21 protein-coding genes are annotated in these 25,170 nt (G+C 61.7%); 13 read left to right on the forward strand and 8 right to left on the reverse strand.

Annotation, left to right across the window (positions count from 1 at the left end; all coding sequences use genetic code 11):
* Positions 1 to 472 (reverse strand): isocitrate/isopropylmalate family dehydrogenase (locus tag ACXAIC_RS12880; RefSeq protein ID WP_475179226.1); only part of this gene is annotated, 472 nt, incomplete at its 3' end.
* A gap of 141 nt (positions 473 to 613) precedes the next feature.
* Between ACXAIC_RS12880 and ACXAIC_RS12885 the strand changes: the two genes are divergently transcribed.
* The 3 genes from ACXAIC_RS12885 (at position 614) to ACXAIC_RS12895 (ending at position 5,086) form a co-directional block, all read left to right on the forward strand.
* Entirely contained in the window at positions 614 to 1,528 is a 915-nt protein-coding gene (locus ACXAIC_RS12885) for a LysR family transcriptional regulator (RefSeq protein WP_475179230.1), read from the forward strand.
* Between the two features lie 154 nt (positions 1,529 to 1,682).
* Positions 1,683 to 2,672, forward strand: coding sequence for a TAXI family TRAP transporter solute-binding subunit (locus ACXAIC_RS12890; protein WP_475179233.1), 990 nt, complete (start codon positions 1,683 to 1,685; stop codon positions 2,670 to 2,672).
* Positions 2,673 to 2,803: 131 nt separating this feature from the next.
* A complete protein-coding gene (locus ACXAIC_RS12895; RefSeq protein WP_475179237.1) occupies positions 2,804 to 5,086 on the forward strand; it encodes a TRAP transporter permease in 2,283 nt (760 codons plus the stop codon).
* A 152-nt stretch (positions 5,087 to 5,238) separates the two neighbouring features.
* On the opposite strand, the gene ACXAIC_RS12900 is transcribed toward ACXAIC_RS12895, so the two are convergent.
* Complete coding sequence (locus ACXAIC_RS12900; RefSeq protein ID WP_475179240.1) at positions 5,239 to 5,940, reverse strand: GntR family transcriptional regulator; 702 nt, start codon at positions 5,938 to 5,940, stop codon at positions 5,239 to 5,241.
* Between the two features lie 9 nt (positions 5,941 to 5,949).
* Complete coding sequence (locus ACXAIC_RS12905; protein ID WP_475179245.1) at positions 5,950 to 7,332, reverse strand: formimidoylglutamate deiminase; 1,383 nt, start codon at positions 7,330 to 7,332, stop codon at positions 5,950 to 5,952.
* Positions 7,333 to 7,412: 80 nt separating this feature from the next.
* Here ACXAIC_RS12905 and hutI point away from each other — a divergent pair, with 80 nt between their 5' ends.
* The 10 genes from hutI to ACXAIC_RS12955 all read left to right on the forward strand — a co-directional run bounded on the left by hutI (position 7,413) and on the right by ACXAIC_RS12955 (position 18,655).
* Positions 7,413 to 8,618, forward strand: coding sequence for an imidazolonepropionase (gene hutI, locus ACXAIC_RS12910; protein WP_475179249.1), 1,206 nt, complete (start codon positions 7,413 to 7,415; stop codon positions 8,616 to 8,618).
* The gene (hutH, locus tag ACXAIC_RS12915) at positions 8,615 to 10,171 is read left to right on the forward strand and encodes a histidine ammonia-lyase (RefSeq protein ID WP_475179254.1); all 1,557 of its coding nucleotides are present in this window, start codon (positions 8,615 to 8,617) and stop codon (positions 10,169 to 10,171) included. The genes hutI and hutH overlap by 4 nt, the downstream gene beginning before the upstream one ends.
* Positions 10,158 to 10,982, forward strand: a complete 825-nt coding sequence (gene hutG / locus ACXAIC_RS12920; RefSeq protein WP_475179257.1) for an N-formylglutamate deformylase — start codon at positions 10,158 to 10,160, stop codon at positions 10,980 to 10,982. Before hutH ends, hutG begins: the two co-directional genes overlap by 14 nt.
* A 13-nt stretch (positions 10,983 to 10,995) precedes the next feature.
* A complete protein-coding gene (hutU, locus tag ACXAIC_RS12925) occupies positions 10,996 to 12,669 on the forward strand; it encodes a urocanate hydratase (protein ID WP_475179260.1) in 1,674 nt (557 codons plus the stop codon).
* A gap of 47 nt (positions 12,670 to 12,716) precedes the next feature.
* Positions 12,717 to 13,814 (forward strand): TRAP transporter substrate-binding protein, encoded by a 1,098-nt coding sequence (locus ACXAIC_RS12930; RefSeq protein WP_475179267.1) that lies wholly within the window; start codon positions 12,717 to 12,719, stop codon positions 13,812 to 13,814.
* Positions 13,815 to 13,933: 119 nt separating this feature from the next.
* On the forward strand, positions 13,934 to 14,437 hold the full coding sequence (locus ACXAIC_RS12935; protein ID WP_475179273.1) for a TRAP transporter small permease subunit: 504 nt from the start codon (positions 13,934 to 13,936) through the stop codon (positions 14,435 to 14,437).
* Positions 14,434 to 15,984 carry a TRAP transporter large permease gene (locus ACXAIC_RS12940; RefSeq protein WP_475179278.1) on the forward strand — a complete coding sequence of 517 codons (1,551 nt, stop codon included), beginning with the start codon at positions 14,434 to 14,436 and terminating at the stop codon, positions 15,982 to 15,984. Before ACXAIC_RS12935 ends, ACXAIC_RS12940 begins: the two co-directional genes overlap by 4 nt.
* A gap of 322 nt (positions 15,985 to 16,306) precedes the next feature.
* Positions 16,307 to 17,014, forward strand: a complete 708-nt coding sequence (locus tag ACXAIC_RS12945) for an ABC transporter permease (RefSeq protein WP_475179284.1) — start codon at positions 16,307 to 16,309, stop codon at positions 17,012 to 17,014.
* Entirely contained in the window at positions 17,007 to 17,822 is an 816-nt protein-coding gene (locus ACXAIC_RS12950; RefSeq protein ID WP_475179288.1) for an ATP-binding cassette domain-containing protein, read from the forward strand. Before ACXAIC_RS12945 ends, ACXAIC_RS12950 begins: the two co-directional genes overlap by 8 nt.
* Positions 17,819 to 18,655 carry an ABC transporter substrate-binding protein gene (locus ACXAIC_RS12955; protein ID WP_475179292.1) on the forward strand — a complete coding sequence of 279 codons (837 nt, stop codon included), beginning with the start codon at positions 17,819 to 17,821 and terminating at the stop codon, positions 18,653 to 18,655. Before ACXAIC_RS12950 ends, ACXAIC_RS12955 begins: the two co-directional genes overlap by 4 nt.
* 49 nt (positions 18,656 to 18,704) lie before the next feature.
* Here the strand turns inward: ACXAIC_RS12955 and ACXAIC_RS12960 are convergent, their stop codons facing one another.
* The 5 genes from ACXAIC_RS12960 to ACXAIC_RS12980 all read right to left on the reverse strand — a co-directional run bounded on the left by ACXAIC_RS12960 (position 18,705) and on the right by ACXAIC_RS12980 (position 25,159).
* The gene (locus tag ACXAIC_RS12960; RefSeq protein ID WP_475179295.1) at positions 18,705 to 18,833 is read right to left on the reverse strand and encodes a hypothetical protein; all 129 of its coding nucleotides are present in this window, start codon (positions 18,831 to 18,833) and stop codon (positions 18,705 to 18,707) included.
* Entirely contained in the window at positions 18,830 to 20,263 is a 1,434-nt protein-coding gene (locus tag ACXAIC_RS12965; protein ID WP_475179299.1) for a c-type cytochrome, read from the reverse strand. The genes ACXAIC_RS12960 and ACXAIC_RS12965 overlap by 4 nt, the downstream gene beginning before the upstream one ends.
* 6 nt (positions 20,264 to 20,269) lie before the next feature.
* A complete protein-coding gene (locus ACXAIC_RS12970) occupies positions 20,270 to 21,517 on the reverse strand; it encodes a formate dehydrogenase subunit gamma (protein ID WP_475179303.1) in 1,248 nt (415 codons plus the stop codon).
* Positions 21,518 to 21,661: 144 nt separating this feature from the next.
* On the reverse strand, positions 21,662 to 22,255 hold the full coding sequence (gene fdh3B / locus ACXAIC_RS12975) for a formate dehydrogenase FDH3 subunit beta (protein WP_475179306.1): 594 nt from the start codon (positions 22,253 to 22,255) through the stop codon (positions 21,662 to 21,664).
* Positions 22,256 to 22,267: 12 nt separating this feature from the next.
* Complete coding sequence (locus ACXAIC_RS12980) at positions 22,268 to 25,159, reverse strand: formate dehydrogenase subunit alpha (RefSeq protein ID WP_475179310.1); 2,892 nt, start codon at positions 25,157 to 25,159, stop codon at positions 22,268 to 22,270.
* Positions 25,160 to 25,170 lie beyond the last annotated feature (11 nt).

Here is a 25,170-nt window from a genome sequence, read left to right on the forward strand (position 1 = left end):
CGACTTCGGTGCCGACTTCCTCCGGCAAGCCCCGGTGGGCACGCCCGCCATTGCCGGAATATTCACCTTCGGAGTTTTCCCGGACGATCACCCAGTCGAGGTCCCCCACCCCGACATCGCGCAAGGGAGATGTGACGCCCGGAATGATCTTGGTGGGCCGCACATTGGCATATTGATCGAACCCTTGGCAGATTGGCAGCCGCAATCCCCAAAGTGTGATGTGGTCGGGCACGTCCGGCGCACCAACGGCCCCGAAATAAATCGCATCGAACGGCTTCAACTGGTCAAGCCCGTCAGCTGGCATCATCTCGCCATGCTTCTTGTAACGGTCAGAGCCCCAGTCGAAAAAGGTCAGGTCAAAGCTCACATCTCCGGACCGCTGACCGAGCGCAGCGAGGACTTCCGATCCTGCTTCAATCACTTCCGGACCAATGCCATCCGCCGGGATGGCCGCAATCTGATAGCTGCGCATTGCAAATTCCTGCTTGTTCGGGCTGGCGGGAGAGCATGACCATCCCTGGCCACCGCTGTGTCGGCCCTAGACTTGCAATCTCCTGTCATTCCGGCAATGCTGGATAGATCATATAAAAAAATGATATAATCGAAGAGATCCATGGAACTTCGTCAACTGAAGTGTTTTATCGCTGTCGCAGATACGCTGCATTTCGGCCGCGCCGCGCAGAAACTCGATATCCTGCCCGCGTCACTGGGGCGGCAGATCAAATTGCTGGAGGACAGTCTCGGCAGCCGTTTGCTGACGCGCACGACACGGAGCGTTGCGCTGACCCAGGCCGGAAGCGACCTGCTGGAGGCGGCCCGCGACATCGTGGACCGCGCTGACCGCCTCGAAGCCGAATTCAGGGAAAGCCAGAGGGACAACGCGTCAGTTTTGCGCATTGGGGCAATTGACAGCGCGGCGGTCGGTCTTGTTCCCAGGTTGATCCCGCTCTTCAGGGAAGCGCATCCGGAGGTCGACATTCAGCTTCTTGAACAAAAGACAATCCGCTTGCTGCCAAGATTGCTGACGGGACGGCTCGATGTCGCGGTCGTCCGGCCACCCGAGGTTCTCGACCCTCGCCTTTTGCTGAAATCGTTGTTTTTCGAAACGGCGGTCGTTGCGGTTCCCGAGACCCACCCGCTTGCACAGAGGAACCGTATTTCGGTCGAAGACATGGCCGATGAACCGTTGATCATTCCGGACAAGGGGTCGCGGCCGCACAGCCACGACTTGACGATGAAACTGTTCCTGGAGGCAGGGTTGCCCGCCCGGGTCGCGCAGATTGCCGAGGAAAAACAGACCATCGTCAATCTGGTGAGCACGGGTGTCGGGATCGCCATCGTTCCCCGTTGGATCTCCAGACTTACCGTCAAAGGTGTGGTGTTCGTCTCGCTGGATCTGCCGGCTGGGCCAGCAAAAAACAAACTGGCCTTGTCTGTCGCCTGGGTTCGCGATACGCGGGACCCTTCACGTGACGCTTTTCTGCAGACGCTTGAACAGCATGTGGACCAGATTGCGACGACGGCATAGCTTTCTATTATTCCATTTTTTTATATAAACCTTCTGCGCTGTGCAGCGACAATATGCAGGTTTAGCCTGCATATCTGGTGAAGGGCCGGTGTTTGCTGTCCACAGGAGGATGTGGGCTCGGGCGACAGACCCTTTATGAAAAGTGGAGGAACTCATGAATTTCAGCATGATGACCGGCGTCTTTGTGATCGCCGGGTTGACCGCAACCGCAGCGGTCGCAGACACAGTTGACAAGACTGGCTGGCCGGACAGCTTTACCGTGGGAACGGGATCGCAGGGTGGAACCTATTTCGGATATGGCACAGGTTGGGCCAACATTGCCGGTGAAGAGCTTGGTGTGTCAGGCGCTGCCGAGGTCACCGGCGGACCGATGCAGAACATGGCGCTTGTGCATTCCGGCGACCTGCCATTTGGCATGACCACCATGGGTCCGGCGGCAGAATCGATTGCCGGTTCCAATCCCATTGCGCCAGGATTGCAGATGGACAAGGCCTGCGCCATGTTCCCGATGTACCAGACCCCGTTCTCGATCACGACCTTGAGTTCTTCAGGCATCACCTCCGTTGCTGACATTCCGGAAGGAGCGCGTATTGGCTTCGGTCCGGCAGGGTCGACATCCGACACCTATTTCCCGCGTATGATGGAAGAGCTCGGCGTCAAGTTCGAGCGCCGTAATGGTGGCTGGTCCGACCTGGGCAGCCAGTTGCAGGACGGCCTTCTGGACGTGATTGCGTTTGCCGCAGGCGTTCCGGTTCCGGCCGTCAGCCAGCTGGAAGTACAGACCGACATCAACATCATCGAATTCACGGAAGAAGAACAGGCCACGATCACGAAGGCGTTCCCAGTGGCGAATTTCGATATTGCAGCAGACAGCTACACGACGCTGGAAGCACCGGTGCGCTCCGTCTCCATGTGGAACTTCGCGATCGCCAATTGCGATCTGCCTGAAACCTTCGTGTATGGCGTCGTAAAGGCGGTCATGTCCGACAACGATCGCATGGTCGCCACCCACAAAGCCGCCCGTTCGACACTTCCGGAATTCTGGGACCGCAACCAGGTCATGAAGTGGCACCCAGGTGCAGCGCGCTGGTTCCAGGAAACCCAAGGCGCTGACATTCCTGCGGATATGATCTACGGCAATTGACCGCCTAGCGCACCCGCGCGCGGACGTCCTCGCGCGGGTGCCCGATCAAGTCCGCACCGCCTGGCCTTCAGGCAGTGACATCCCCCGACCAAACAGGACAGAGCCGTTCGGATCGGCCGCAGCAGGACCCCATGACAGACAAGACCGACCAGGCAGCCGAGAACGCCGGCAAAAAAGTTCTGGCTGACGGTGTGGATGAAGATCCAATCGAGAGCAATCGGCGTCTCTTCGACGGGCGCGCTTATCTCGTCATGGCAGGCTTGTCTGCAACCTATGCTGCCTTTCACATGGTTGCGCTCAATGGCGTATCCATTTCCGCATGGACCGGAATAACCATTCCGCTCCTGCCTCAGTTTCCGATGGAGACCTGGAACTTCCGCATCGCCCATATTGCCGGCGCTCTGGCTCTCGGCTTTCTGCTTTTTTCTGCACATATCTTTCATGCAACCGGTGCCCCGCATCGCAATACGCGGCTCGTCAGCATTTTAGCCCTGCTGCTCCTTGCCCCTGCACTCGTTTCAGGGGCTACGGTGATCGGTTTTGTTCATACCATCCATTCCGGCACCCTGCCTCAGATGGGCGGACTGACGACCTGGGCGGCATTTCCGGGCACCGAGATCTACGAAAACGAAGTGTGGTGGTTCGGTTTTCCGCTGCTCATCGCAACGTTCGGAGCGATCCTCACCGGTTGGCTAGAGCGCCGCGGACGCGAGCGCTTTGCCGCGTCCGATATCGTGCTCGCCGTCTGCGCTGTTGTTGTGGCAACCTATTTCATCGCGATCTATGACACGGCGGCCAGGAACTCCGTCGGCACCACATTCGTTCCAATCGGGGTCGCCTTCGCCGCGACGGCTGGATCTGCATTGATCCTGGAACTGACCCGCCGGGTCGCGGGCCTCGCCCTGGTCATTATCACGGCCGTGTTCCTGATCTACACTTTCACAGCCCATCTGCTTCCCGGCATTCTGGCGGTGCAAAGTGCCTACACCTGGCAGCGTTTCTTCGGACATGTCTATTCTGATGCCGGTATTCTGGGGCCAACCACAGCTGTATCGTCCACCTATATCATCCTCTTTATCATCTTCGCCGCCTTCTTGCAGGCCTCCAAGGTGGGCGACTATTTCGTGAATTTTGCCTTTGCCGCCGCAGGGCGCGCGCGGGGGGGACCGGCGAAAGTGGCGATTTTTGCATCCGGACTGATGGGCATGATCAACGGGACTTCCGCCGGAAACGTCGTCGCCACCGGCTCCCTCACCATTCCGCTGATGAAACGGGTCGGATACGAAAAGAAGACAGCTGGGGCCGTGGAAGCTGCCGCATCGACAGGCGGCCAGATCATGCCCCCGATCATGGGGGCCGGGGCCTTCATCATGGCCGAGATCACCGGCATTCCCTATCAGGACATCGCGATCGCCGCCATCATTCCTGCCGTACTCTATTTTGCCTCGATCTACTTCATGGTCGATTTCGAGGCGGCGAAGCTCGGCATGCGGGGCATGCGCGACGATGAACTGCCGAAGTTCCGGGAGATGGTGGCGCGGGTCTATCTCTTTGTGCCGATCGTCATTCTGATCGCTGCTCTTTTCATGGGCTATTCGGTAATCCGTGCGGGAACGCTTGCGACTGTCTCGGCCGCCGTAGTCTCCTGGTTCACTCCGCATCGCATGGGCCTGCGCTCAATCATCAAGGCGTTTGAACTGGCCGGTGTCATGTCGATCCAGATCATTGCGGTCTGCGCCTGTGCCGGTATCATCGTTGGCGTGATCAGCCTGACGGGTGTAGGCGCGCGGTTTTCCAGCCTGCTTCTCGACCTCGCTGCAGCCAGTCAGCTTCTCGCCTTGTTCTTCGCCATGTGTATCGCGATCCTGCTGGGCATGGGCATGCCGACAACCGCTGCCTATGCGGTCGCGGCCTCCGTGGTTGCGCCAGGCCTGGTGCAGCTTGGCATTCCAACGCTGACTGCACATTTCTTTGTTTTCTACTTCGCGGTCCTTTCAGCGATCACACCTCCGGTGGCGCTCGCAAGCTACGCGGCGGCCGGCATCTCTGGCGCAAATCCCATGGCAACCTCCGTCACCTCTTTCAAGTTCGGACTGGCCGCGTTCATTGTTCCGTTCATGTTTTTCTACAATTCGGCAATCCTCATGGACGGCACTGTCATAGACATCCTGCGCGCCGGCGGAACGGCAATCATTGGGGTGTTTCTGCTGAGTTCGGGTGTCCAGGGCTGGTTCCTCGGAAAAGTCGCCGCCTCATATCTGCGCCTGGGCCTCATCGCTTCTGCTCTCCTGATGATAGAAGGCGGTCTGTGGTCCGATCTGGCGGGCCTGTCCATTGCAGCCATGGTGTTTGCTGCGCAGCGCCTCGTCTCCCCAAAAACCCGGGAGAGCATTCCCGTGCGCGGTGCTGATTGAAATCAACCTCAGCCTCTGTGGTCTTTAACGACGGCCCGCGGGTTGCACACAGGAGTGCGGCGAACATTTTCCCCGCTCTCATGGCGCAATCAAACGCTCCAAAACCGCCAGTCCGCCCATTGACCGTCTGACCGCCCCCTCCAAAGCACCCGTCAAATCTCCGTGCGCATCCGGTAGCCGGGGGCGAAGATCAGGCGGACATGGGTGATCGGCTGGTTACCGGACCAGGTGATACGCTCCATGGCAAACAGGGCCGTGCCGGGCACCGCGTCCAGCTTTTCGCACAGGGCCTCATCCGCATTCAGGGCGAAGAAGGACAGGTCCCCGTGGCTGTAGGGCGCATTGTGCACCAGCCATTCATTGGCGCTGACATCCTGAAATCGCAATTTTTCCGCCTCCGGCGCTGCTTTCAGGTTGATATAGCGTTCTTCAAACGCGTAGGGCCGCTCATCGGCAAAATGCAGGGTCTTCAGAAACAGAACATCCTCGCCCAAAGACACCTGAAACGCTCCGTGTAGCATCGGCGGCAGGGGCTTCAGCTCCCGGGCCAGAATACTGTGCCGGTAGCTCCGTCCCAGGCTTTCCACTTCCTCGCGCAGGATCGGGATCGTCAGCGTGGCCCGCTGGGGCGGGTTGACGGCCACTCGTGTGCCCGCCTTGCGCTTGCGCACCACAAGCCCGCTCTCAGCCAAGTCCCGCAGCGCCCGGTTGACGGTGGTTCGGGCACAGCCGAATTCCGCTGCCAGATCGGCTTCATGAGGGATCAGTTCCCCCGGCTGCCAGATCCGCTCATGTATCCGCCGCAAAAGCACGGCGCGGATTCCGGTCCAGGAATTCGTGTCTGTCAGCGTCACGTCACCGTCCTACAGTCGGGCACGCAAGGAGGCCATCGTGGCCCGGTAGCGTGCGCGGATGAGATCGCCTTTTACATGGTTTCCGCCCCGCACAACATGCCGTCCCGCCGACCAGACCTCCTGCACCATGCGGTCGTCTCCGGCAAAGACAAAACTGTCAAGCAGATCATCCCCTGCCTTGCCCTCCAGATCGATGGCGGAAGCATCCAGTGCCACAAGATCTGCCAGGGCACCTTCGGCGATCCGTCCGGACGGACGGCCAAGAGCCTGCGCTCCGCCCGCCACCGCGCCATCAAACAGAACCCGGCCGGTTGATTTCTCCCGGGTCGCCACCGACGCCCGGCACCGGTCCCTGAGCCGCTGGGAATATTCCAGTGTGCGCAGCTCCTCCGGCAGGGAAATGCGGATGTTGGAATCCGAGCCGATTCCAAACCGGCCGCCGCTCTCCAGATAGCGGACCCCATCAAAAATACCGTCTCCGAGGCTTGATTCGGTGATCGGGCACAGCCCGGCCACCGCGCCGGTTGCCGCCAGGCCATGCGTTTCCTGCTCCGTCATCTGCGTGCAATGGATCAAGCACCAGTCTTCTGACACGCCATGGTGGTCCAGAAGCCATTCGACCGGGCGCAAGCCCTTGGCCGCCTGAACCTCCTCCACTTCGGCCACCTGCTCGGCCAGATGCATGTGCAACGGCCGCCCCCGGGCCAGCGCCACCGCCAGGGCCAGGCCATCTTCATCCACCGCACGCAAGGAATGGGGCGCCACCCCCAGCCTTGCATCGGCAGGCAGGGCCTTGAGCGCTTCCGCAGCCAGGGCATGCAGCGCTGCAAACCGGTCCGTGTCATTGCCAAACCGGATCTGCCCTTGCGCCAGCGGGCGCCGGTCGCAGCCGCCAAACTGATAGAAAACGGGAAGATGGGTCAGGCCAATACCGGTCTCGGACGCCGCCACCATGATCCGCTCTGACAGTTCAGCCAGGTTCTGATAAGGCACTCCGCCCGGCTGGTGGTGCAGGTAATGGAATTCCCCGACCGCCGCATATCCGGCTTCCAGCATTTCCATCTGCACAAAGGCAGCAATCGCCTCCACATCCTCCGGCCGCAAGACATCCAGAAACCGGAACATGATCTGGCGCCAGGTCCAGAAACTATCCCGGCCACCTGCCCCGCGCCGCTCGCTGAGCCCGGCCATGGCCCGCTGAAACGCATGGCTGTGCAGATTGGCCGGGGCGGGCAGCAAAATGCCGACGCGTTCATGCCCATCAAGCGGGCCGTCAACATCGACGGATGCGATGGTCCCGTTCCGGGACACCGTGATAGCGACATTGTCCGCCCACCCCTGCGGCAGCAAGGCCTTTTGAGCAAAAAGGCGTGTTTCAGCGTGCACCGGCATGCCTGATTTCCTTCGTTGACACATTAATATGTGCATGCATATTATCTTATACCGCGATCTATTCAAGCCGGAGATGGCTCTTGTCCCAACGCCTCCTGACCAATGCCTGTCTGGCCACATGCACCAGTTCAGACACGCCCTACGGTTTGATCGAGACCGGGGCACTGGTTATTGACAACGGCCGGATTGCCTGGGTTGGCCCGGCCATCAACCTGCCGCACGCCTTCCGCGCCCTTCCGGCACAAGACATGCACGGTCGGCTCATCACGCCCGGCCTAATTGACTGCCACACCCACGTTGTTTTTGGCGGCAATCGGGCGAAGGAATTTGAAATGCGGCTGGAAGGGGCAAGCTATGAGCAGGTCGCCCGGGCGGGCGGCGGCATTGTTGCCACCGTGAGGGCAACCCGCGCAGCCAGCGAAGACGCTCTGCTGGACCAGGCTTTGCCCCGGGTCGATGCCCTGCTGCGCGAAGGCGTGACCACGCTGGAAATCAAGTCCGGCTATGGCCTCGATCTCGAGACGGAGCTGCGCATGTTGCGCACCGCCCGCAAAATAGCCGCCCTCAGGCCGGTCACGGTCCGCACCACCTTTCTGGGGGCCCATGCGGTCCCGGAAGACTATCAGGGCCGACCGGATGCCTATCTGGACGAGGTCTGCCTGCCCGCGCTGGAAGCGGCCCATGCCGAAGGACTGGTGGATGCGGTGGACGGCTTTTGCGAAGGCATCGCTTTTTCACCTGAGCAGATGGCCCGGGTATTTGACGCGGCCCAAAAGCTTGGCCTGCCGGTAAAGCTTCACGCAGAACAATTGTCCAATCTGGGCGGCGCGGCCCTTGCTGCCCGCTATGGGGCCCTCTCGGCCGACCATCTGGAATATCTGGACGAAACAGGCGTGAAAGCGTTGAAAGACAGCGGCAGCGTTGCCGTGTTATTGCCCGGTGCGTTTTACACCTTGCGCGAGACCCAACAGCCGCCTCTGGACCTTCTTCGCGCCCATAACGTGCCCATTGCCCTGGCGACCGACTGCAATCCCGGCTCCTCGCCGCTCGCCTCTCTGCTTCTGACCATGAATATGGGCTGCACGCTGTTCCGCATGACCCCGGAAGAGGCGCTGACCGGTGTCACCTGCCATGCCGCAAGGGCCCTTGGCCTTGACGACCGCGGCACGCTGGAAGCCGGGAAACGCGCGGATCTCGCCATTTGGTCCGCCACTCATCCGGCAGAACTCAGCTACCGGATCGGTTTCAACGCCCTTGACACCCGCCTGTTTGGAGATTCCGCATGAGCCCGCTCACCCTTACCCCGGGCAGCGTAACCCTGGCGGATCTGGAGCGGATCTACCGGGATGCCCTACCCGTGCGCATCGACCGCAGCGCGGAAGCCGCCATTGTGGCAGCTGCCGAGCGGGTCGCTGCCGCCGCCCAGGGAACCATGGCCGTTTACGGGGTCAATACCGGCTTTGGCAAATTGGCCAGCCTCAAGATCGCCCCGGACGACACCGCCACCTTGCAGCGCAACCTGATCCTCTCCCATTGCTGCGGTGTTGGCGAACTCCTGGAGCGGACCACCACCCGGCTGATGATGGCGCTGAAACTTCTGTCTTTGGGGCGCGGAGCCTCCGGCGTGCGCTTTGAGGTGCTGCGCCTGATTGAAGACTGCCTTGACCGCGATGTGACCCCGGTCGTGCCCGCCAAGGGCTCCGTTGGCGCCTCCGGCGATCTGGCCCCGCTGGCCCATATGACCGCCGTCCTGATCGGCGAAGGCGAAGCGGTCGTCAACGGCACCCGCATGCCGGGGGGCGACGCCCTTGCAAAAGCCGGGCTGGAACCGGTCACGCTCGGCCCCAAGGAGGGGCTGGGGCTGATCAACGGCACCCAGTTCTCCACCGCCTGCGCCCTCACGGGCCTGTTCGACGCCTGGCGCCTGGGTGAAGCCACCCTTGTCACCGCCTCCCTGTCCACCGATGCCATCATGGGCTCGACCGCGCCGCTGCTGCCGGAAATTCACGCCCTGCGCGGGCATCGGGGCCAGATCGAGGTCGCCCGGGCCATGCGCACCCTCATGGAAGGCTCTGAGATCCGCGAAAGCCATCGGGTTGGAGACACCCGGGTGCAGGACCCCTATTGCATCCGCTGCCAGCCCCAGGTGGCCGGGGCCTGTGTCGACCTCTTGCGCATGGCGGCCACCACGCTGGAAATCGAGGCCAATGCGGCGACCGATAATCCGCTGGTGCTGAACGAAGCAGACCGGATCGTGTCGGGCGGCAATTTCCACGCCGAACCGGTGGCGTTTGCCGCCGACCAGATTGCCCTTGCGGTGGCGGAACTGGGGGCCATTGCCCAGCGGCGGGTGGCCCTGATGGTCGACCCGGCGCTGTCTTGCGACCTGCCGCCCTTTCTCGCCCGCGATCCCGGCCTCAATTCCGGCATGATGATTGCGGAAGTCACCACCGCCGCCCTGATGAGCGAAAACAAACATCTGGCCAATCCCTGTTCCACCGACAGCACGCCGACCAGCGCCAATCAGGAAGACCATGTCTCCATGGCGGCCCATGGCGCCCGGCGCCTGGCCCAAATGACCCGCAATCTGTCGCATATTCTGGGGGTTGAGCTGCTCTGCGCCGTGGAGGGGATTGAACACCGCAGACCGCTCAAGACAAGCCCGGCCCTGCAGAGCGTCATCACCCGGCTGCGCCAGGATGTACCGCCGCTGGATGCAGACCGGTATCTGGCCAACGATCTGGAGACGGCGGCCTGCCTGGTCCGCTCACGCGGGCTGGCTTCCGTCCTGTCCGACGCGCACCTGATCGATCTGGGAGCCCGCCATGCAGCCGGTTGAGGTCACCCGCGGCGATAGCCCCATCGTTCTCGGCCTGCCCCATTCGGGAACCTTCATTCCCGGCACAATCTGGCACCGGCTGAACGAAACGGGCCGCAAACGGGCGGACACCGACTGGCATGTGGACAGGCTCTATGAGGGCCTTCTGCCCGGCGTGACCCGGGTTGAGGCCACGTTCCACCGCTATGTGATCGATGCCAACCGGGACCCGGCCGGAACCAGCCTCTATCCCGGCCAGAACACCACCGGCCTTTGCCCGCTCACGGATTTTGACGGCGCGCCGATCTACCTTAACGGCTGCGAACCGGACAGCGGCGAGATCGAGGCCCGGCGCCGGTCCTGGCACGCGCCCTATCATGCAGCGCTGGAAGCAGAACTGAACCGGGTCAGGGACCTGCACGGCATCGCGGTTCTTTATGACTGTCATTCGATCCGCTCGCGCATCCCGTTTCTGTTTGACGGCCTCCTGCCCGATTTCAACACCGGCACCAACAATGGCACCACCTGCGCCCCGGAAATCGAGGCGGTCGTCTATGAAACCACACAGGCCGCAGAGGGCTACAGCGCCGTTCTCAACGGCCGTTTCAAGGGCGGCTGGACGACACGGCACTATGGCCGCCCGAAAGACGGCCTGCACGCCATCCAGATGGAACTGGCCCAAAAGACCCATCTGGCGGGTGAAGACGCGCCCTTTGCCTATGATGAGACAAAAGCCGGACTGCTGCGGCCCCACCTTGCGCAAATCCTGAAACGGCTGGACGCACTGGCCCCATCGCTTAGTCCGGTCCACACCCATAACGAAAACCAGTAACAGGAAACGCCCGATGACTGACCGCCGCCACAATGCCCGCGATGTCTATCCGCCGACCGGAGCGGAGCTGACCACCAAGTCCTGGCTGACCGAAGCACCCTTGCGCATGCTGATGAACAATCTGCACCCGGATGTGGCGGAAAACCCGCATGAGCTGGTGGTCTATGGCGGCATCGGCCGGGCGGCCCGCACCTGGGAGGATTTCGACCGGATCGTTGCCAGCCTGAAACAGCTCGAAGAAGACGAGACCCTGCTGGTTCAGTCCGGCAAACCGGTCGGGGTGTTCAAGACCCACAAGAACGCCCCACGTGTACTGATTGCCAATTCGAACCTGGTGCCGAACTGGGCCAACTGGGACCATTTCCACGACCTCGACAAGAAGGGACTGGCCATGTACGGCCAGATGACTGCAGGGTCCTGGATCTATATCGGCACCCAGGGCATCGTGCAGGGCACCTATGAAACCTTCATGGAAGCAGGCCGCCAGCATTATGGCGGCGACCTGAAGGGCCGCTGGATCCTGACCGGCGGCCTCGGCGGCATGGGCGGCGCCCAACCTCTGGCCGCCGTCATGGCAGGCGCCTGCTGCCTGGCGGTCGAGTGCGACGAAAAAAGCGCCGATTTCCGCCTGCGCACCCGCTATGTGGACGAAAAGACACACTCCCTCGACAAGGCCCTGGAGCTGATCGGCCAGTGGACCAAGGCTGGCGAGGCAAAATCCGTCGCCCTGATCGGCAATGCGGCCGATGTGTTTCCTGAACTGGTCAAGCGCGGCATCAAACCCGATATCGTCACCGACCAGACCTCCGCCCATGATCCCGTGAACGGCTATCTGCCCCAGGGCTGGACCGTCGCCGAATGGCGCTCAAAGGCCGAAACGGACCCGAAAGCCGTGGAACGGGCCGCCCGCGCGTCCATGAAAGTCCATGTGGCCGCCATGGTCGAGTTCTGGAACCAGGGGGTTCCGACCCTCGACTATGGCAACAACATCCGCCAGGTCGCGCTGGAGGAAGGGCTGGAAAACGCCTTCGCCTTCCCCGGATTCGTGCCCGCCTATATCCGCCCGCTGTTCTGCCGGGGCATCGGCCCGTTCCGCTGGTGTGCGCTCTCCGGCGACCCTGAGGACATTTACCGTACTGATGCCAAGGTCAAGGAACTGATCCCTGACGATCCGCACCTGCACAACTGGCTCGACATGGCCCGGGACCGGATTGCCTTTCAGGGCCTGCCCGCGCGCATTTGCTGGGTGGGTCTCGGCCAGCGCCACAGGCTGGGCCTTGCCTTCAATGAAATGGTGCGCAGAGGCGAACTCAAAGCGCCGGTCGTGATCGGGCGCGACCATCTGGACAGCGGCTCCGTTGCCTCCCCAAACCGGGAGACAGAGGCCATGCAGGACGGCTCGGACGCCGTCTCCGACTGGCCGCTTCTGAATGCCCTGCTCAACACCGCCTCCGGCGCGACCTGGGTGTCGCTGCACCATGGCGGCGGGGTCGGCATGGGCTTTTCGCAACATTCCGGCATGGTGATCTGCTGCGACGGCACGCAAGAGGCTGACGAACGGATCGGCCGTGTGCTTTGGAATGACCCGGCCACCGGCGTGATGCGCCATGCCGATGCCGGTTACCAGATCGCGCTGGACTGCGCGAAAGAACAGGGGCTCAACCTGCCGGCCATACTGGACCGATAAACACGGCAGGAGACCCTCTTAACCAGAACCGAAACGAGGGGACTGACATGAAAAGACGTGATTTCCTGAAAGCCGGGGCCACCGGATCGGCAGCCGTCGCCGCAACCGCCCTGGCCGCTCCGGCCATCGCACAGGACGTGCGCCAGTGGCGCATGGTCACCGCCTGGCCGAAAAACCTGCCCGGCCCCGGGGTGGCCGCCCAGATGCTGGCGGACCGCATCACCGCACTTTCCAACGGCCGCATTGAGGTCAAGCTCTTTGCCGCTGGCGAGATTGTGCCCGGCAATGGTGTCTTTGACGCGGTCGGCGAAGGCACCGCCGAACTCTACCATGCGGTTCCGGCCTATTGGGGCTCCAAATCCAAGGGCATCCTGTTGTTCGGCTCCCAGCCGTTCGGCCTGACGGCGCCCGAACAGACCGGCTGGATGAGCCAGGGCGGCGGCCAGGCGCTCTATGACGAGATCTATGCCCGCTTCAATCTGAAACCGTTTTTGTGCGGCAATTCCGGTCCGCAATGGGCCGGCTGGTTCCGCAACGAGATCAACAGCGTCGATGACCTGAAGGGCCTGAAATTCCGCTCCACTGGCCTCGCCTCGGAAATGTGCTCCAAGCTGGGCATGGCGGTCCAGGCCATGAGCGGCCCGGCCATGTTCCAGGCCTTGCAATCAGGAGCCCTCGATGCGGGCGAATTCATCGGCCCCTGGAGCGATAGCGCCCTTGGCTACTACCAGATCGCCAAGAACTATTATTGGCCCGGTGTCGGCGAACCGTCGTCAGCAGAAGAATGCGCCGTCAATCTGGAAGCCTATAACGGCCTGCCGGACGACCTGAAAGCCGCCGTCACCTATGCCTGCTCCAGTCTTTATGACGATGTCCTGAGCGAATACACCGCCAAACACGCCCAGGCTCTGACCCAGCTGGTCGAAGACCATGATGTCAAAGTCCGCAAGCTGCCGGATGAGGTGATCATTGCCATGGGCAATGCGGCCGGGGAGGTGATTGCCGAGCTGAAAGACAGCGATGACGAGCTGGTCCGGCGCATTACGGAAAGCTTCCTTGCCTACCGCAAGCTGATGCATGAATACATGCCATATGCTGACAACGGCCAGATGAACGCCCGGCTACTGGACTATCAGTACGGCTAAACTCCCCCGACGGCTCCGGGGTGGTCTCAAGACGGACCGGCCCCGGAGCCATTCTGTTGCCAAAAGCTGACACGGCCGTGGATCAGGCAGACGCAAGATAGACAGGCAGGACTCTCCCGATGGACCGGTTCGCGGGCGCGCTGGAGCGCGTCAATTCCCTAATAGGTGCCACCTTGTGCTGGGCGGCCCTGCTGATGCTGCTGCTGCAATTCGTGATCGTTCTGCTGCGCTATGTCTTCGGCTACAGCTTCATCTTTCTGGATGAGGGCGTGCTCTATTTCCATGCCAGCCTTTTCATGCTTGGTGCGGGTTACACCTTTCTCATGAACGGCCATGTGCGCGTTGATATTTTCTACGCCAAACTGACCGGCCGCCGCAAAGCCTGGATCGATCTCTTCGGCCATCTGTTTCTGCTCACGCCAGCCCTGCTGCTGCTGATCTGGTTTTCCTGGCCGACCGTGCGCGGCAGCTGGGCTATTCTGGAAGGGCCGATTTCCGTTGGCGGCATTCCGGCCTCGTTTCTCTTGAAATCCCTTATTCCCGCCTATTGCCTGCTGCTGCTGATCCAGGGTGCGGCGGCCTTTTTGCGCGACCTTGCCAGAGTGCGGAGCGCGGACACATGAGCCTGCCGCTTGATCTGATCATGTTCGCTGCCCTGATCGCCTTCATTTTGCTCGGCTATCCGGTGGCCTTCACCATTGCCGGTGTCGCCACCGGCTTTGCGCTTCTGGGCTGGGCGCTTGGGGAGTTCAACATCCAGCTCATGGGCGCCATGGGCCAGCGCTTTTTCGGCGTGCTGACCAATCCGGTTCTGACAGCCATTCCCCTGTTCGTGCTGATGGGGGTCATTCTGGAAAAGTCCCGGATTGCCGAAGAGCTTCTGGAGACGATGGGCCGCCTGTTCGGCAGGATGCATGGCGGCCTTGGGGTGTCTGTCATGCTGGTCGGCGCGCTTCTGGCCGCCTCCACCGGCATTGTCGGCGCAACGGTTGTTGCCATGGGCCTGATTGCCCTGCCGACCATGCTGCGCAATGGCTATGATCCGAAACTCGCCTCCGGCATGGTCTGCACCGCCGGAACCCTGGGCCAGATCATTCCCCCCTCCACATTGCTGATCATTCTGGCCGACGTCATGTCGAATGCCTTCCAGCAGGCCCAGTATGCGCAGGGCAAGTTCACCATCGAGACCATTTCCGTCGGCCAGACCTTCGCCGCTGCCATGGTGCCCGGTATTCTGCTTGTGGCCGTCTATTGCGCCTATATTCTGATCCGCGCCAAATGGCGGCCCGGTGATGCCCCGGCCATGAGCGGCCGTGTTGACCAGCCGTCCTTCCGGGAAATTGCGGCAGCCATCGTCCCCCCGGTGCTTCTGATCATCGCCGTTCTCGGCTCCATCCTTGGCGGCATTGCCTCCCCCAATGAGGCCGCCTCCGTGGGCGCCATCGGCGCCATTTTGCTGGCCGGGCGCCGGCTGGGGGTGCCGTCCCGGATGATTGTGGCTGCAACCCTCGCCCTGGTCACACTGGCCCTGGCCGCGACCTTGCTGCCGGTGCGCCTGCAGCGCTCCGACGTCACCCCGGGCGGCTATCTGCTCGCAGCGCTCTATGCGGCTCTGGCGCTGTTTGCCCTTGCCGTCGTACTGCACATTCTCTGGCGCGCCTTCCGGGACGGCCTGCTGAAAGCGTCTTTGCTGTCCACGCTCACCGTCACATCGATGATCTTCGCCACCATCTTGATGGCCAGTTTCTTTTCACTGGTCTTTGTTGGCCTGGGCGGAGAAGACCGGGTGCATGCGCTGCTGGACGGCATGCCCGGTGGACCCACCGGCGCGCTGCTGTTTGCCATGCTGTTTGTCTTCGTGCTCGGTTTCTTCCTCGACTTTGTCGAGATCTCGGTGATCCTGCTCCCCGTGCTGATCCCGCCGCTTCTGATCATGGGAATCGATCCCATCTGGCTGACGGTCCTGATCGCCATCAACCTGCAGACCTCGTTCCTGACGCCGCCCTTCGGCTTTTCCCTATTCTATCTGCGCGGCGCCGCGCCGAAGGAAATCACCACCGGCCAGATCTATCGCGGTGTTGTGCCTTTCATCCTGCTGCAGGGCGTGGCAGTCGCAATCCTCTGGGCACTGCCGGGCCTGGCCACCTGGCTGCCCCGCTGGCTCTACTGAGACAAGCAAGCCTCTGCCGCAGATCCGGTAGACGGAGCCACTGGCTTTGCATCTGGAAGTGCATGACGGCTAAGCATGCGCGCGTTCTCCCCTCGGGCTCTGCCGTCTCGCCTTGCTTGACAGCCCACCATCCCGACGGTCAGGCGGTATCCGTCAAGCTGGTCCCCCTCTGAAGCTGAAAACCGGGACAGCCGATCGATTTTCTTTCCGGCTCCCCCCGCAGGCCAATCGCTTTAAAAAATTTCAGACGCCCGGTACAATTCTTTTTGGATTCTTGTGCATTTTACGTTATTTTTTCCCGAAAGAGGGAGAAAATCCATTCATGGACAGTTTCTGGAGCGCGTTCAGCGGCGCTTTTGCGCTGGTTTTTGCGCTTGATCCGGATCTTATGGAGATCATCCGCCTGTCCCTGCGGGTCACCTTGACCGCAGTCGTGCTGGCCTGCCTGATCGGCCTGCCCCTCGGCGCTGCTGCAGGTGCGCTCACCTTTCCGGGCCGCACGGTTCTTGCCGTCACGCTCAATGCCCTGATGGGCCTGCCGCCGGTCGTGGTCGGGCTCGTGGTCTATCTGCTCCTGTCCGCGTCCGGACCGCTCGGGCCTTTGCGGCTTCTCTATACGCCCACCGCCATGATCATCGCACAAATGGTGCTGGTCACACCGATCATCGCCGCCCTGACGCGGCAGGTGATCGAGGATCTGAACCGGGAATATGCCGACCAGTTTGCCTCTCTTGGAGTTCACACCCTGGACCGCCTGTCCGCGCTGTTATGGGATGCCCGCTACAGCCTCTTGACCGTGGCCCTGGCCGGCTTCGGCCGGGCGGTCGCGGAAGTGGGCGCGGTGATCATTGTCGGCGGCAATATCAATCACGTGACCCGCGTCATGACCACGACCATTGCCCTTGAAACCTCCAAGGGCAATCTCCAGCTTGCGCTGGCTCTGGGCGTTATCCTGCTGCTGATCGCCTTTACGGTGAATGCCGCTGTCATGGCCCTGAGAGCCTCCGCCGTGAGGTCCGCCTATGCTTGAGGCATCCGGCCTGCACGACGGCCCCCCCAATCTCCCGGACACCGGATCAGCCGAAACGCTGCTCGAGGCACGCGGCCTGTCTTTTGAGGCAGGCGGTGACATGCTGTTGACCTCGGTCGACGCCCGTATCCGGCGCGGCAGCCGGACGCTGGTGATGGGGCCGAACGGGGCTGGCAAAAGCCTGCTCCTGCGCCTGCTGCACGGGCTCCTGACGCCAAAGACCGGAGACGTGCTCTGGCAAGGAGCGCCCCTGACGCGGGACGCCATGCGCGCCCAGGCCATGGTCTTTCAGCGCCCTGTCCTGCTGCGCCGCTCCGTTGCCGCCAACCTGTCCTTCGCCCTTTCGGTCAAGGGCCTGAAGGGACGCACACGGGCCCGCATGATCGAGGCGGCGCTTGCCAGCGCTGGGCTTTCCCATCTGGCCAGACGCCCGGCCCGGGTCCTGTCCGGCGGCGAACAGCAACGCCTTGCCGTGGTCCGCGCACTGGCCTGTGAGCCGGATCTTCTTTTTCTGGACGAGCCGACAGCCAATCTCGACCCGGCCTCAACAGCCGCCATTGAAAGCCTTATTCTGGACGCCAATGCCAGCGGGGTCACCATTGTTCTGATCACCCATGATGCCGGACAGGCCAGACGGCTCGGCGAGGATGTAATCTTTCTGCAGGACGGTCAGGTGGCTGAAACCGGCTCAGTTGACCAGGTTCTGACCAAACCCAAAAGCGAGCCTGTGCGCGCCTGGCGCGACGGCCGTCTTTATCTCGGTCCCAACACCCAATCCATCACAGATCATTCAGGGAGAAAAAAGTGATCCGGCGTTTATTCCTGGCGGGACTGGCCGCCTTGACCCTCACGGCGGCCGTAACCGGCGCCTCAGCAGCAGACGACAAGTTCATTGTTGTCCAGTCTACCACCTCCACCCAGAATTCCGGGTTGTTCGACGATCTCCTGCCGAAATTCACCCAGAAGACCGGCATTGAGGTCCACGTCGTGGCTGTCGGCACTGGCCAGGCGATCAAGAATGCGGCCAATGGCGACGGCGACGTGCTGTTTGTTCATGCCAAGCCGGCCGAGGAAAAATTCGTCGCCGAGGGACAGGGCGTTTCGCGGTCCGACGTGATGTATAATGACTTTGTCATTGTCGGCCCGCCCTCCGATCCGGCCGGCATTGCCGGATCCTCCGACGTTGTCGCAGCTCTGAAAAAGATTGCCGAAGCCAAGGCCCCCTTTGCCTCGCGCGGCGATGACAGCGGCACCAACAAGGCCGAACTGCGCCTTTGGAAGGCGGCGGATCTTGATGCAGCCCAAGCCTCCGGCGACTGGTACCGTGAAACCGGCTCGGGCATGGGCGCAACCTTGAACACCGGCACCGGCATGGGGGCCTATATCATGACCGACCGCGCCACCTGGATCGCCTTTGGCAACAAGGGGGATTACAAGATCGCGGTGCAGGGCGACCCGAAACTGTTCAATCAGTACGGCGTCATCCTGGTGAACCCCAAGGCGCATCCCCACGTGAAGGCCAAGCTAGGACAGACCTTCATTGACTGGCTGCTGTCCAAAGACGGCCAGCAGGCGATTGCCGACTACAAGGTCGACGGCCAGCAGCTGTTCTTCCCCAATGCCGACAAAGGCTCAAGCTGACGTCTGAGCCCTGGGCAAGCCCAAAATCGCATTACTCCGGCCGGGGGGATTATTCTCCCAGCCGGACCGAAGGGCTGCTGCGTTGTTCCGCGCTGGAAAAACCGGCATGTTCCAGGATCTGATGGGCGCCGAAAGAAATCACGGCAATGGCGGCAAAAGCGGCAAGCATCGCTTTCATCGTGGGTCTCCCTTGGTGTTTGGCGTGGCCTGCGCGCGCGTGGCCGCTTTCAGATAGTCGACCAGATCGCGCCGGTCCTGCGGCTTCACGATCCGCTGCATGGGCATTTTCGAGCCCGGAATATAATGATCCGGCCCGTCAAGGAACAACTGATCAATCGTCTCTTCGCTCCAGACAATATCAGATCCGGTCAAGGTTGTTGAATAGGGATAGCCCGGCACAGTGCCCGCGCGGCGGCCGAAAACCTCATAAAGGGTCGGCCCGGCCTTGCGCCCGCCATCAACGCCGAGCGCATGGCAAATGGAGCATTTGCGGGCAAATTGCCGCTCACCATTGGACATGTCTTCCGGCCGGCGCAAGAAACTCGGGGTCGATTGCGCCATCGGATCAAAGGAGCCAAGCCCGGCCACTGGCCAGGAATAGACAATCTCCTCAATGCCGCCCGCATGCAGCACCTCACCATCGCGGGAGAAGGCCAGTGCCCAGATAGGCCCCTTCAGAGCAGCCCGGAAGTCGGATTCGATCTCCCAGCTCAACGTGTTGAAGACGGTGATGAAACCATGGCCATCGCCGGTCGCAAGCCGAAGGCCATCCGGGCTCAGCGCCATTGCCAGGATCGGGCGGCGCTCCAGCGTAAACTCGTGGAGCCGTGCACCGGTCCGGGTGTCCACGATGCGGGTGACACCATCCTGTGAGCCATAGGCCAGCCAGCTGTCATTTCCGCCCGTAACCATAACGTTGATGCCGAACCCGTTGCGGTCCAGCACGCGCATTTCCGTACGCTTGTTCACGTCCCACAGCTTGATGGAGCCGTCAACAGAAGCGGAAAAAAGGTACTGGCCATCTTCAGAAAACGCAATCTTGTTGACCCCTGCCGTGTGGCCGCTCAGAAACTCCGGCGCACCGCCCGCAACCGGCCACAGGCCAATCCGCGCATCCCAGCTGGCGCTTGCGATCAAGCTGCGATCCGGTGACACGGCCAGCCCCATGACCTTCGCCGTGTGCCCTTCAAGGCGTGTCTGCCCGCCATCTTCAAGGTCCCACAGGATCAGGTCATTGTCGTCCCCGGCCGAGACGACCTGGCTGCCGGTGACAAACCGGACCACCTTGACCGCCGCCCCGTGCCCCTCAAGCCAGCGCGGAACTCCACCGGTCCAGATGCCAACCGAATTGTCGAAACTTGCCGTTGCCACAAGACCCTTGTCCGGTGAAACCGCGATATCCATCACCGGCCCGCCATGGCCTTTCAACGTTTCGAAATCGGCAGCGGACGCGCGAGCGGCACTGACAGACAGCAGCGTGGCGCTCATCAATGTGGCGGTCAGCACCGATGGCAACCGGCCGGCAAAAGCCTGCGCCCGCTGCAAAAGGCCGAGGCAGCCTCCGGATGCTCCTTTGAGGTTCGGTCTTTTGGGGTCCTGAAGCGCCATGCCGCCCTACTCGGCAGGAACCGCCTTGCCGCCGCTTGAGGTCTTGGCTGCGCGCCCGGCCTCCTCGACCTCCTCCACCCACAGGCCGTGGTGCTCCCGCGCCCATTGCAGTTCGACCTCACCGGAGCCCATTGCGTCATAGGCGCCTTCCATACCGACAGAGCCGATATAGATATGGGCGAGGATCATGGCGATCATCACAAAGGCCACGATGGAGTGCCAAAGCTGTGCATATTGCATCTCCTCGTGGGGCGCAAGCTGGGTCGGCAAGGGGCCAAGGCCCACAAGCTGAGGCAAGCCAAGGGCGTTCAGCTTTTCAAACGTGACCGCAAACATCGGGAATTCGAACGGGAACAGCAGCGAAAGACCGGACGCGGAAATGGAAGCACCGAGCGCAATCACGCCCCAGAATACCATTTTCTGCCCGAAATTGAATTTCTTTGCCGGCGGATGAACGCCCTTCTTCAGCAGGCCGCCCCCTACAGCGATCCATTTCAGGTCGGTCTTGTTCGGGATGTTGTGAACCACCCACATGACAAACACCATCACAAGGCCCAGCATGAACGCCCAGGCGACATTGTTATGCACCCATTTGGAAGCCAGAGCCATGGGGGCAAAAGCCTCCTTGCCAATAAGCGGGATCAGGGCAAAGCGGCCGAACAGGGTGATCAGGCCGGTCAGGGCCAGGAGCACGAAGCTGCCCGCCAGGATCCAGTGGCCGAAGCGCTCAATCGCCTTGAAGCGGGTGATGGTCTGGCCTGTCTTTTCGCCGTCAATGCGGATGCGCCCGCGCAGCAGGTAAAACAGCGCCAGAAAACCGATGGTTCCGGCAAGCAGATAGGCCCCATAAGTGGCCAGCGGCCCCTTGCGCCAGGCCAGCCAGCGCATGCCGCCATCCTGAATCAGAACCGTAGCTTCCCGGCCGCCGGACGAGACCCTTGTTTCCGCCGAGCCATAGCGCAGGGCACGCCAGAGTTCGGGATCGGACACACCGCCCAGGGTGCCAAGCTGCGACGACATGCCTGCCGCGTGCGAAGGGTCGCCGGTGGCATTGCGGCGGAAGCCGGAATCGACCGTTTCGCCGCGCTGGCGCCGCATGATGTCTTCCAGGGTCTGGGCCCCGCCGGTCGCAGCCCGGTCGGCCTGAGCCGCGCCGGTGTGGGCGTCCGGCGCCAGGTCCTGTGCCGGCTCCTGTGCAAATCCCGGAGCCAGAAACGCCAAAAGAAGGAGGACGGCGGCAGCCAAGCGTATCATGAGAGCACCCTTTACCAAATGTCACGAAAGACGAACGGGGCGGCCTCTGGACCAGTCACCTGGCCCGGGCCGCCCGGCTCTGCGCTTTTCAAAAACGAACATTGCCCGGCAGCAGGCCTAAGCCCGCTGCCGCACAGGCTGGCGTCAGCCGCCTTTCTGGCCGTAGGCAGAGCCCCAGCCCCAGGCACCGGAGCCAAATCCGCGGGCGACGACGCGCTCGCGGTAGATGGCCGAGACGACATCGCCGTCCCCAGCAAGCAGGGCCTTGGTGGAGCACATTTCCGCACAAAGCGGCAACTTGCCTTCCGCGATCCGGTTGGAGCCGTATTTCGCGCGCTCGGCCGTGGAATTGTTCTCTTCCGGACCGCCCGCACAGAAGGTGCATTTGTCCATCTTGCCGCGGGACCCGAAATTCCCGGCCTGCGGGAACTGCGGCGCGCCAAAGGGACAGGCGTAGAAGCAGTAGCCGCAGCCAATGCAAAGGTCCTTGGAGTGCAGAACCACGCCTTCTTCGGTCTGATAGAAACAATCGACCGGGCACACCGCCATACAGGGCGCGTCCGAACAATGCATGCAAGCCACGGAAATCGACCGTTCACCGGGCTTGCCATCATTGATGGTCACGACGCGGCGGCGGTTGATCCCCCAGGGCACTTCATTTTCGTTTTTACAAGCCGTCACGCAGGCATTGCATTCAATGCAGCGTTCGGCGTCACAAAGGAACTTTGATCTTGCCATTGTGTCTCCTCCTTACGCTGCAGAGATCTTGCAGAGCGTTGCTTTGGTCTCTTGCATCTGGGTCACTGAATCGTAGCCATAGGTCTGCGCGGTGTTACAGCTTTCACCAAGGACATAAGGGTCCGAGCCTTTCGGGTATTTGGACCTGAGATCGTCGCCCTGGTAATGGCCGCCGAAGTGGAACGGCATGAAGGCAACACCTTCCCCGACCCGTTCGGTCACCATCGCCATGACCTTGACCTTGCCGCCTTCCGGGCCTTCGACCCAGACCTGGGCCCCGTCGCGGACACCCAGATTGTTGGCATCCCGCGGATTGATCTCCACGAACATGTCCTGCTGCAATTCGGCCAGCCACGGGTTGGACCGGGTCTCGTCACCGCCGCCCTCATATTCCACCAGGCGCCCGGACGTCAGGACAATCGGATAGTCCTTGGAGAAGTCCTGCTTCTGGATGGAGGCATAGAGCGTCGGCAGGCGGTAGAATTTCCGGTCCTCATAGGTCGGATAATCTGCCACCAGATCCCGCCGGTTGGTGTAGAGGGGTTCGCGGTGCAGCGGCACCGGATCCGGGAAGGTCCACACAACCGCCCGCGCCTTGGCATTGCCGAAGGGCGCACAACCATGTTTGATTGCCACCCGCTGGATACCGCCGGACAGATCCGTCTTCCAGTTGGTCTTGGGACCGGCAACGGCTTCAATGGATGCCCGTTCCGCGTCAGTAAGATCCCCGTCCCAACCCAGATCCATCAGCATTTGCATGGTGAATTCCGGATAGCCGTCCTGAATTTCTGCACCGGGGTTGGACACCCCGTCGGCAAGGAGGTTCTCCCCGTCCCGCTCGACACCGAACCGGGCCCGGAAACACAGACCGCCTTCGGCGACCGGCCTGGACATGTCATAAAGGTTCGGGGTGCCGGGATGCTTCATCTCCGCAGTGCCCCAGCACGGCCACGGCATGCCGTAATATTCACCGTCATTCGGCCCGCCGACCGCCTGAAGAGTCGTCCGGTCGAACGTGTGCTGGTTGGCCATATGCGACTTGATCCGCTCCGGCGACTGCCCGGTATAGCCGATCGTCCACAGGCCCTTGTTGAACTCGCGGGTGATGCTTTCAATGTTCGGCGTTTCCGCATCATCCATGTCGATGTTGCGGAACAGCCGGTCGGCCCAGCCGAACTTGTTCGCAAACTTGGCCATGATCACATGATCCGGAAGGCTTTCGAACAAAGGCTCGACCACCTGATCGCGCCATTGCAGCGAGCGGTTGGACGCGGTCACAGACCCGTGGGTTTCGAATTGCGTGCAGGCCGGCAGCAGATAGACACCATCGGTGCGGTCATGAAGCACGGCGGAAACAGTCGGATAGGGATCGATCACGACCAGCATATCCAGCTTTTCCATTGCGGTTTTCATTTCCGTCATGCGGGTCTGCGAATTCGGCGCATGCCCCCACAGAACCATGGCCCGCACGGCATTCGGCTGATCCGTGTTGTCCGGATCTTCCAGAACCCCGTCGATCCAGCGGCTCACCGGGATACCGGTCAGGTTCATCAGGTTCTTGTCTTTGCCGTCCGCACCCTTGACCGTCGCGAACTGCCCCTTCAGCCAGTCGAGATCCTCGTCCCAGACGCGGGACCAGTGGCCCCAGGCGCCGGCGCTCAGGCCATAATAGCCCGGCAGGGTGTGGCTGAGAACGCCAAGGTCAGTCGCGCCCTGCACGTTGTCATGGCCGCGGAAAATGTTGGTGCCGCCGCCGGACGTGCCCATGTTGCCGAGGGCCAGCTGCAGCACACAATAGGCGCGGGTGTTGTTGTTGCCGTTGGTGTGCTGGGTGCCGCCCATGCACCAGATCACCGTGCCCGGCCGGTTGTTGGCCAGGGTCCGCGCCACGCGCTTCAGCTGGCTTTCCGGGGTGCCGGTGACACGCTCGACCTCGTCGGGCGTCCATTTGGCGACTTCTTCGCGGATCTGGTCCATGCCCCACACGCGGGTGCGGATGAACTCCTTGTCCTCCCAGCCATTTTCAAAAATGTGCCAGAGAATGCCCCAGACCAGGGCGACATCCGAGCCCGGACGGAAGCGCACATATTCATCCGCATGGGCGGCCGTGCGGGTGAAGCGCGGGTCACAGACAATGACCGGCGCGTTGTTCTGTTCCTTGGCGCGCAGCAGATGCAGCAGGGAGACCGGATGGGCCTCGGCCGGATTGCCGCCGATGATGAAGATCGCCTTGGAATTGTGGATGTCGTTGTAGCTGTTGGTCATGGCGCCGTAGCCCCATGTGTTGGCAACACCGGCCACCGTGGTCGAATGGCAGATCCGCGCCTGGTGGTCGACGTTGTTCGTCCCCCAATAGGCGGCGAATTTGCGGAACAGATAAGCCTGCTCGTTATTGTGCTTGGCCGATCCGAGCCAGTAGACGCTGTCCGGGCCGCTTTCCTCGCGGATCGACATCATCTTGTCACCGATCTCGTTGATGGCCTCGTCCCAGGTCATCTTGGTCCACTCGCCATTGACCTTTTTCATCGGGTACTTCAGGCGGCGTTCACCATGGGCGTGTTCGCGCACCGAAGCACCCTTGGCGCAATGGGCTCCCAAATTGAACGGGCTGTCCCATCCCGGTTCCTGACCGGTCCAGACCCCGTTCTTGACTTCGGCAATAACCGTGCAGCCTACGGAGCAATGGGTACAAACGGATTTGACGAGATTGACGGCTTCGTCGGCTGACTGGGCCTTGGCCTGGGTAACGGTTCCACCCGTGGCGGTGATTGCGGCCAGGCCACCTGCGGCAAGTCCGGAACCTTTCAGAAAGGTTCTGCGGTCTACCGATTTATGTGCAGCGTCTCGAAGGATACTTGCACCCTGGGGGCATCGCGCAACCCCATTGGTCTTTTTCCTAAGCATAGTTCCCTACC

It is taken from the genome of Roseibium sp. AWQ4_254 (genome assembly GCF_056161025.1).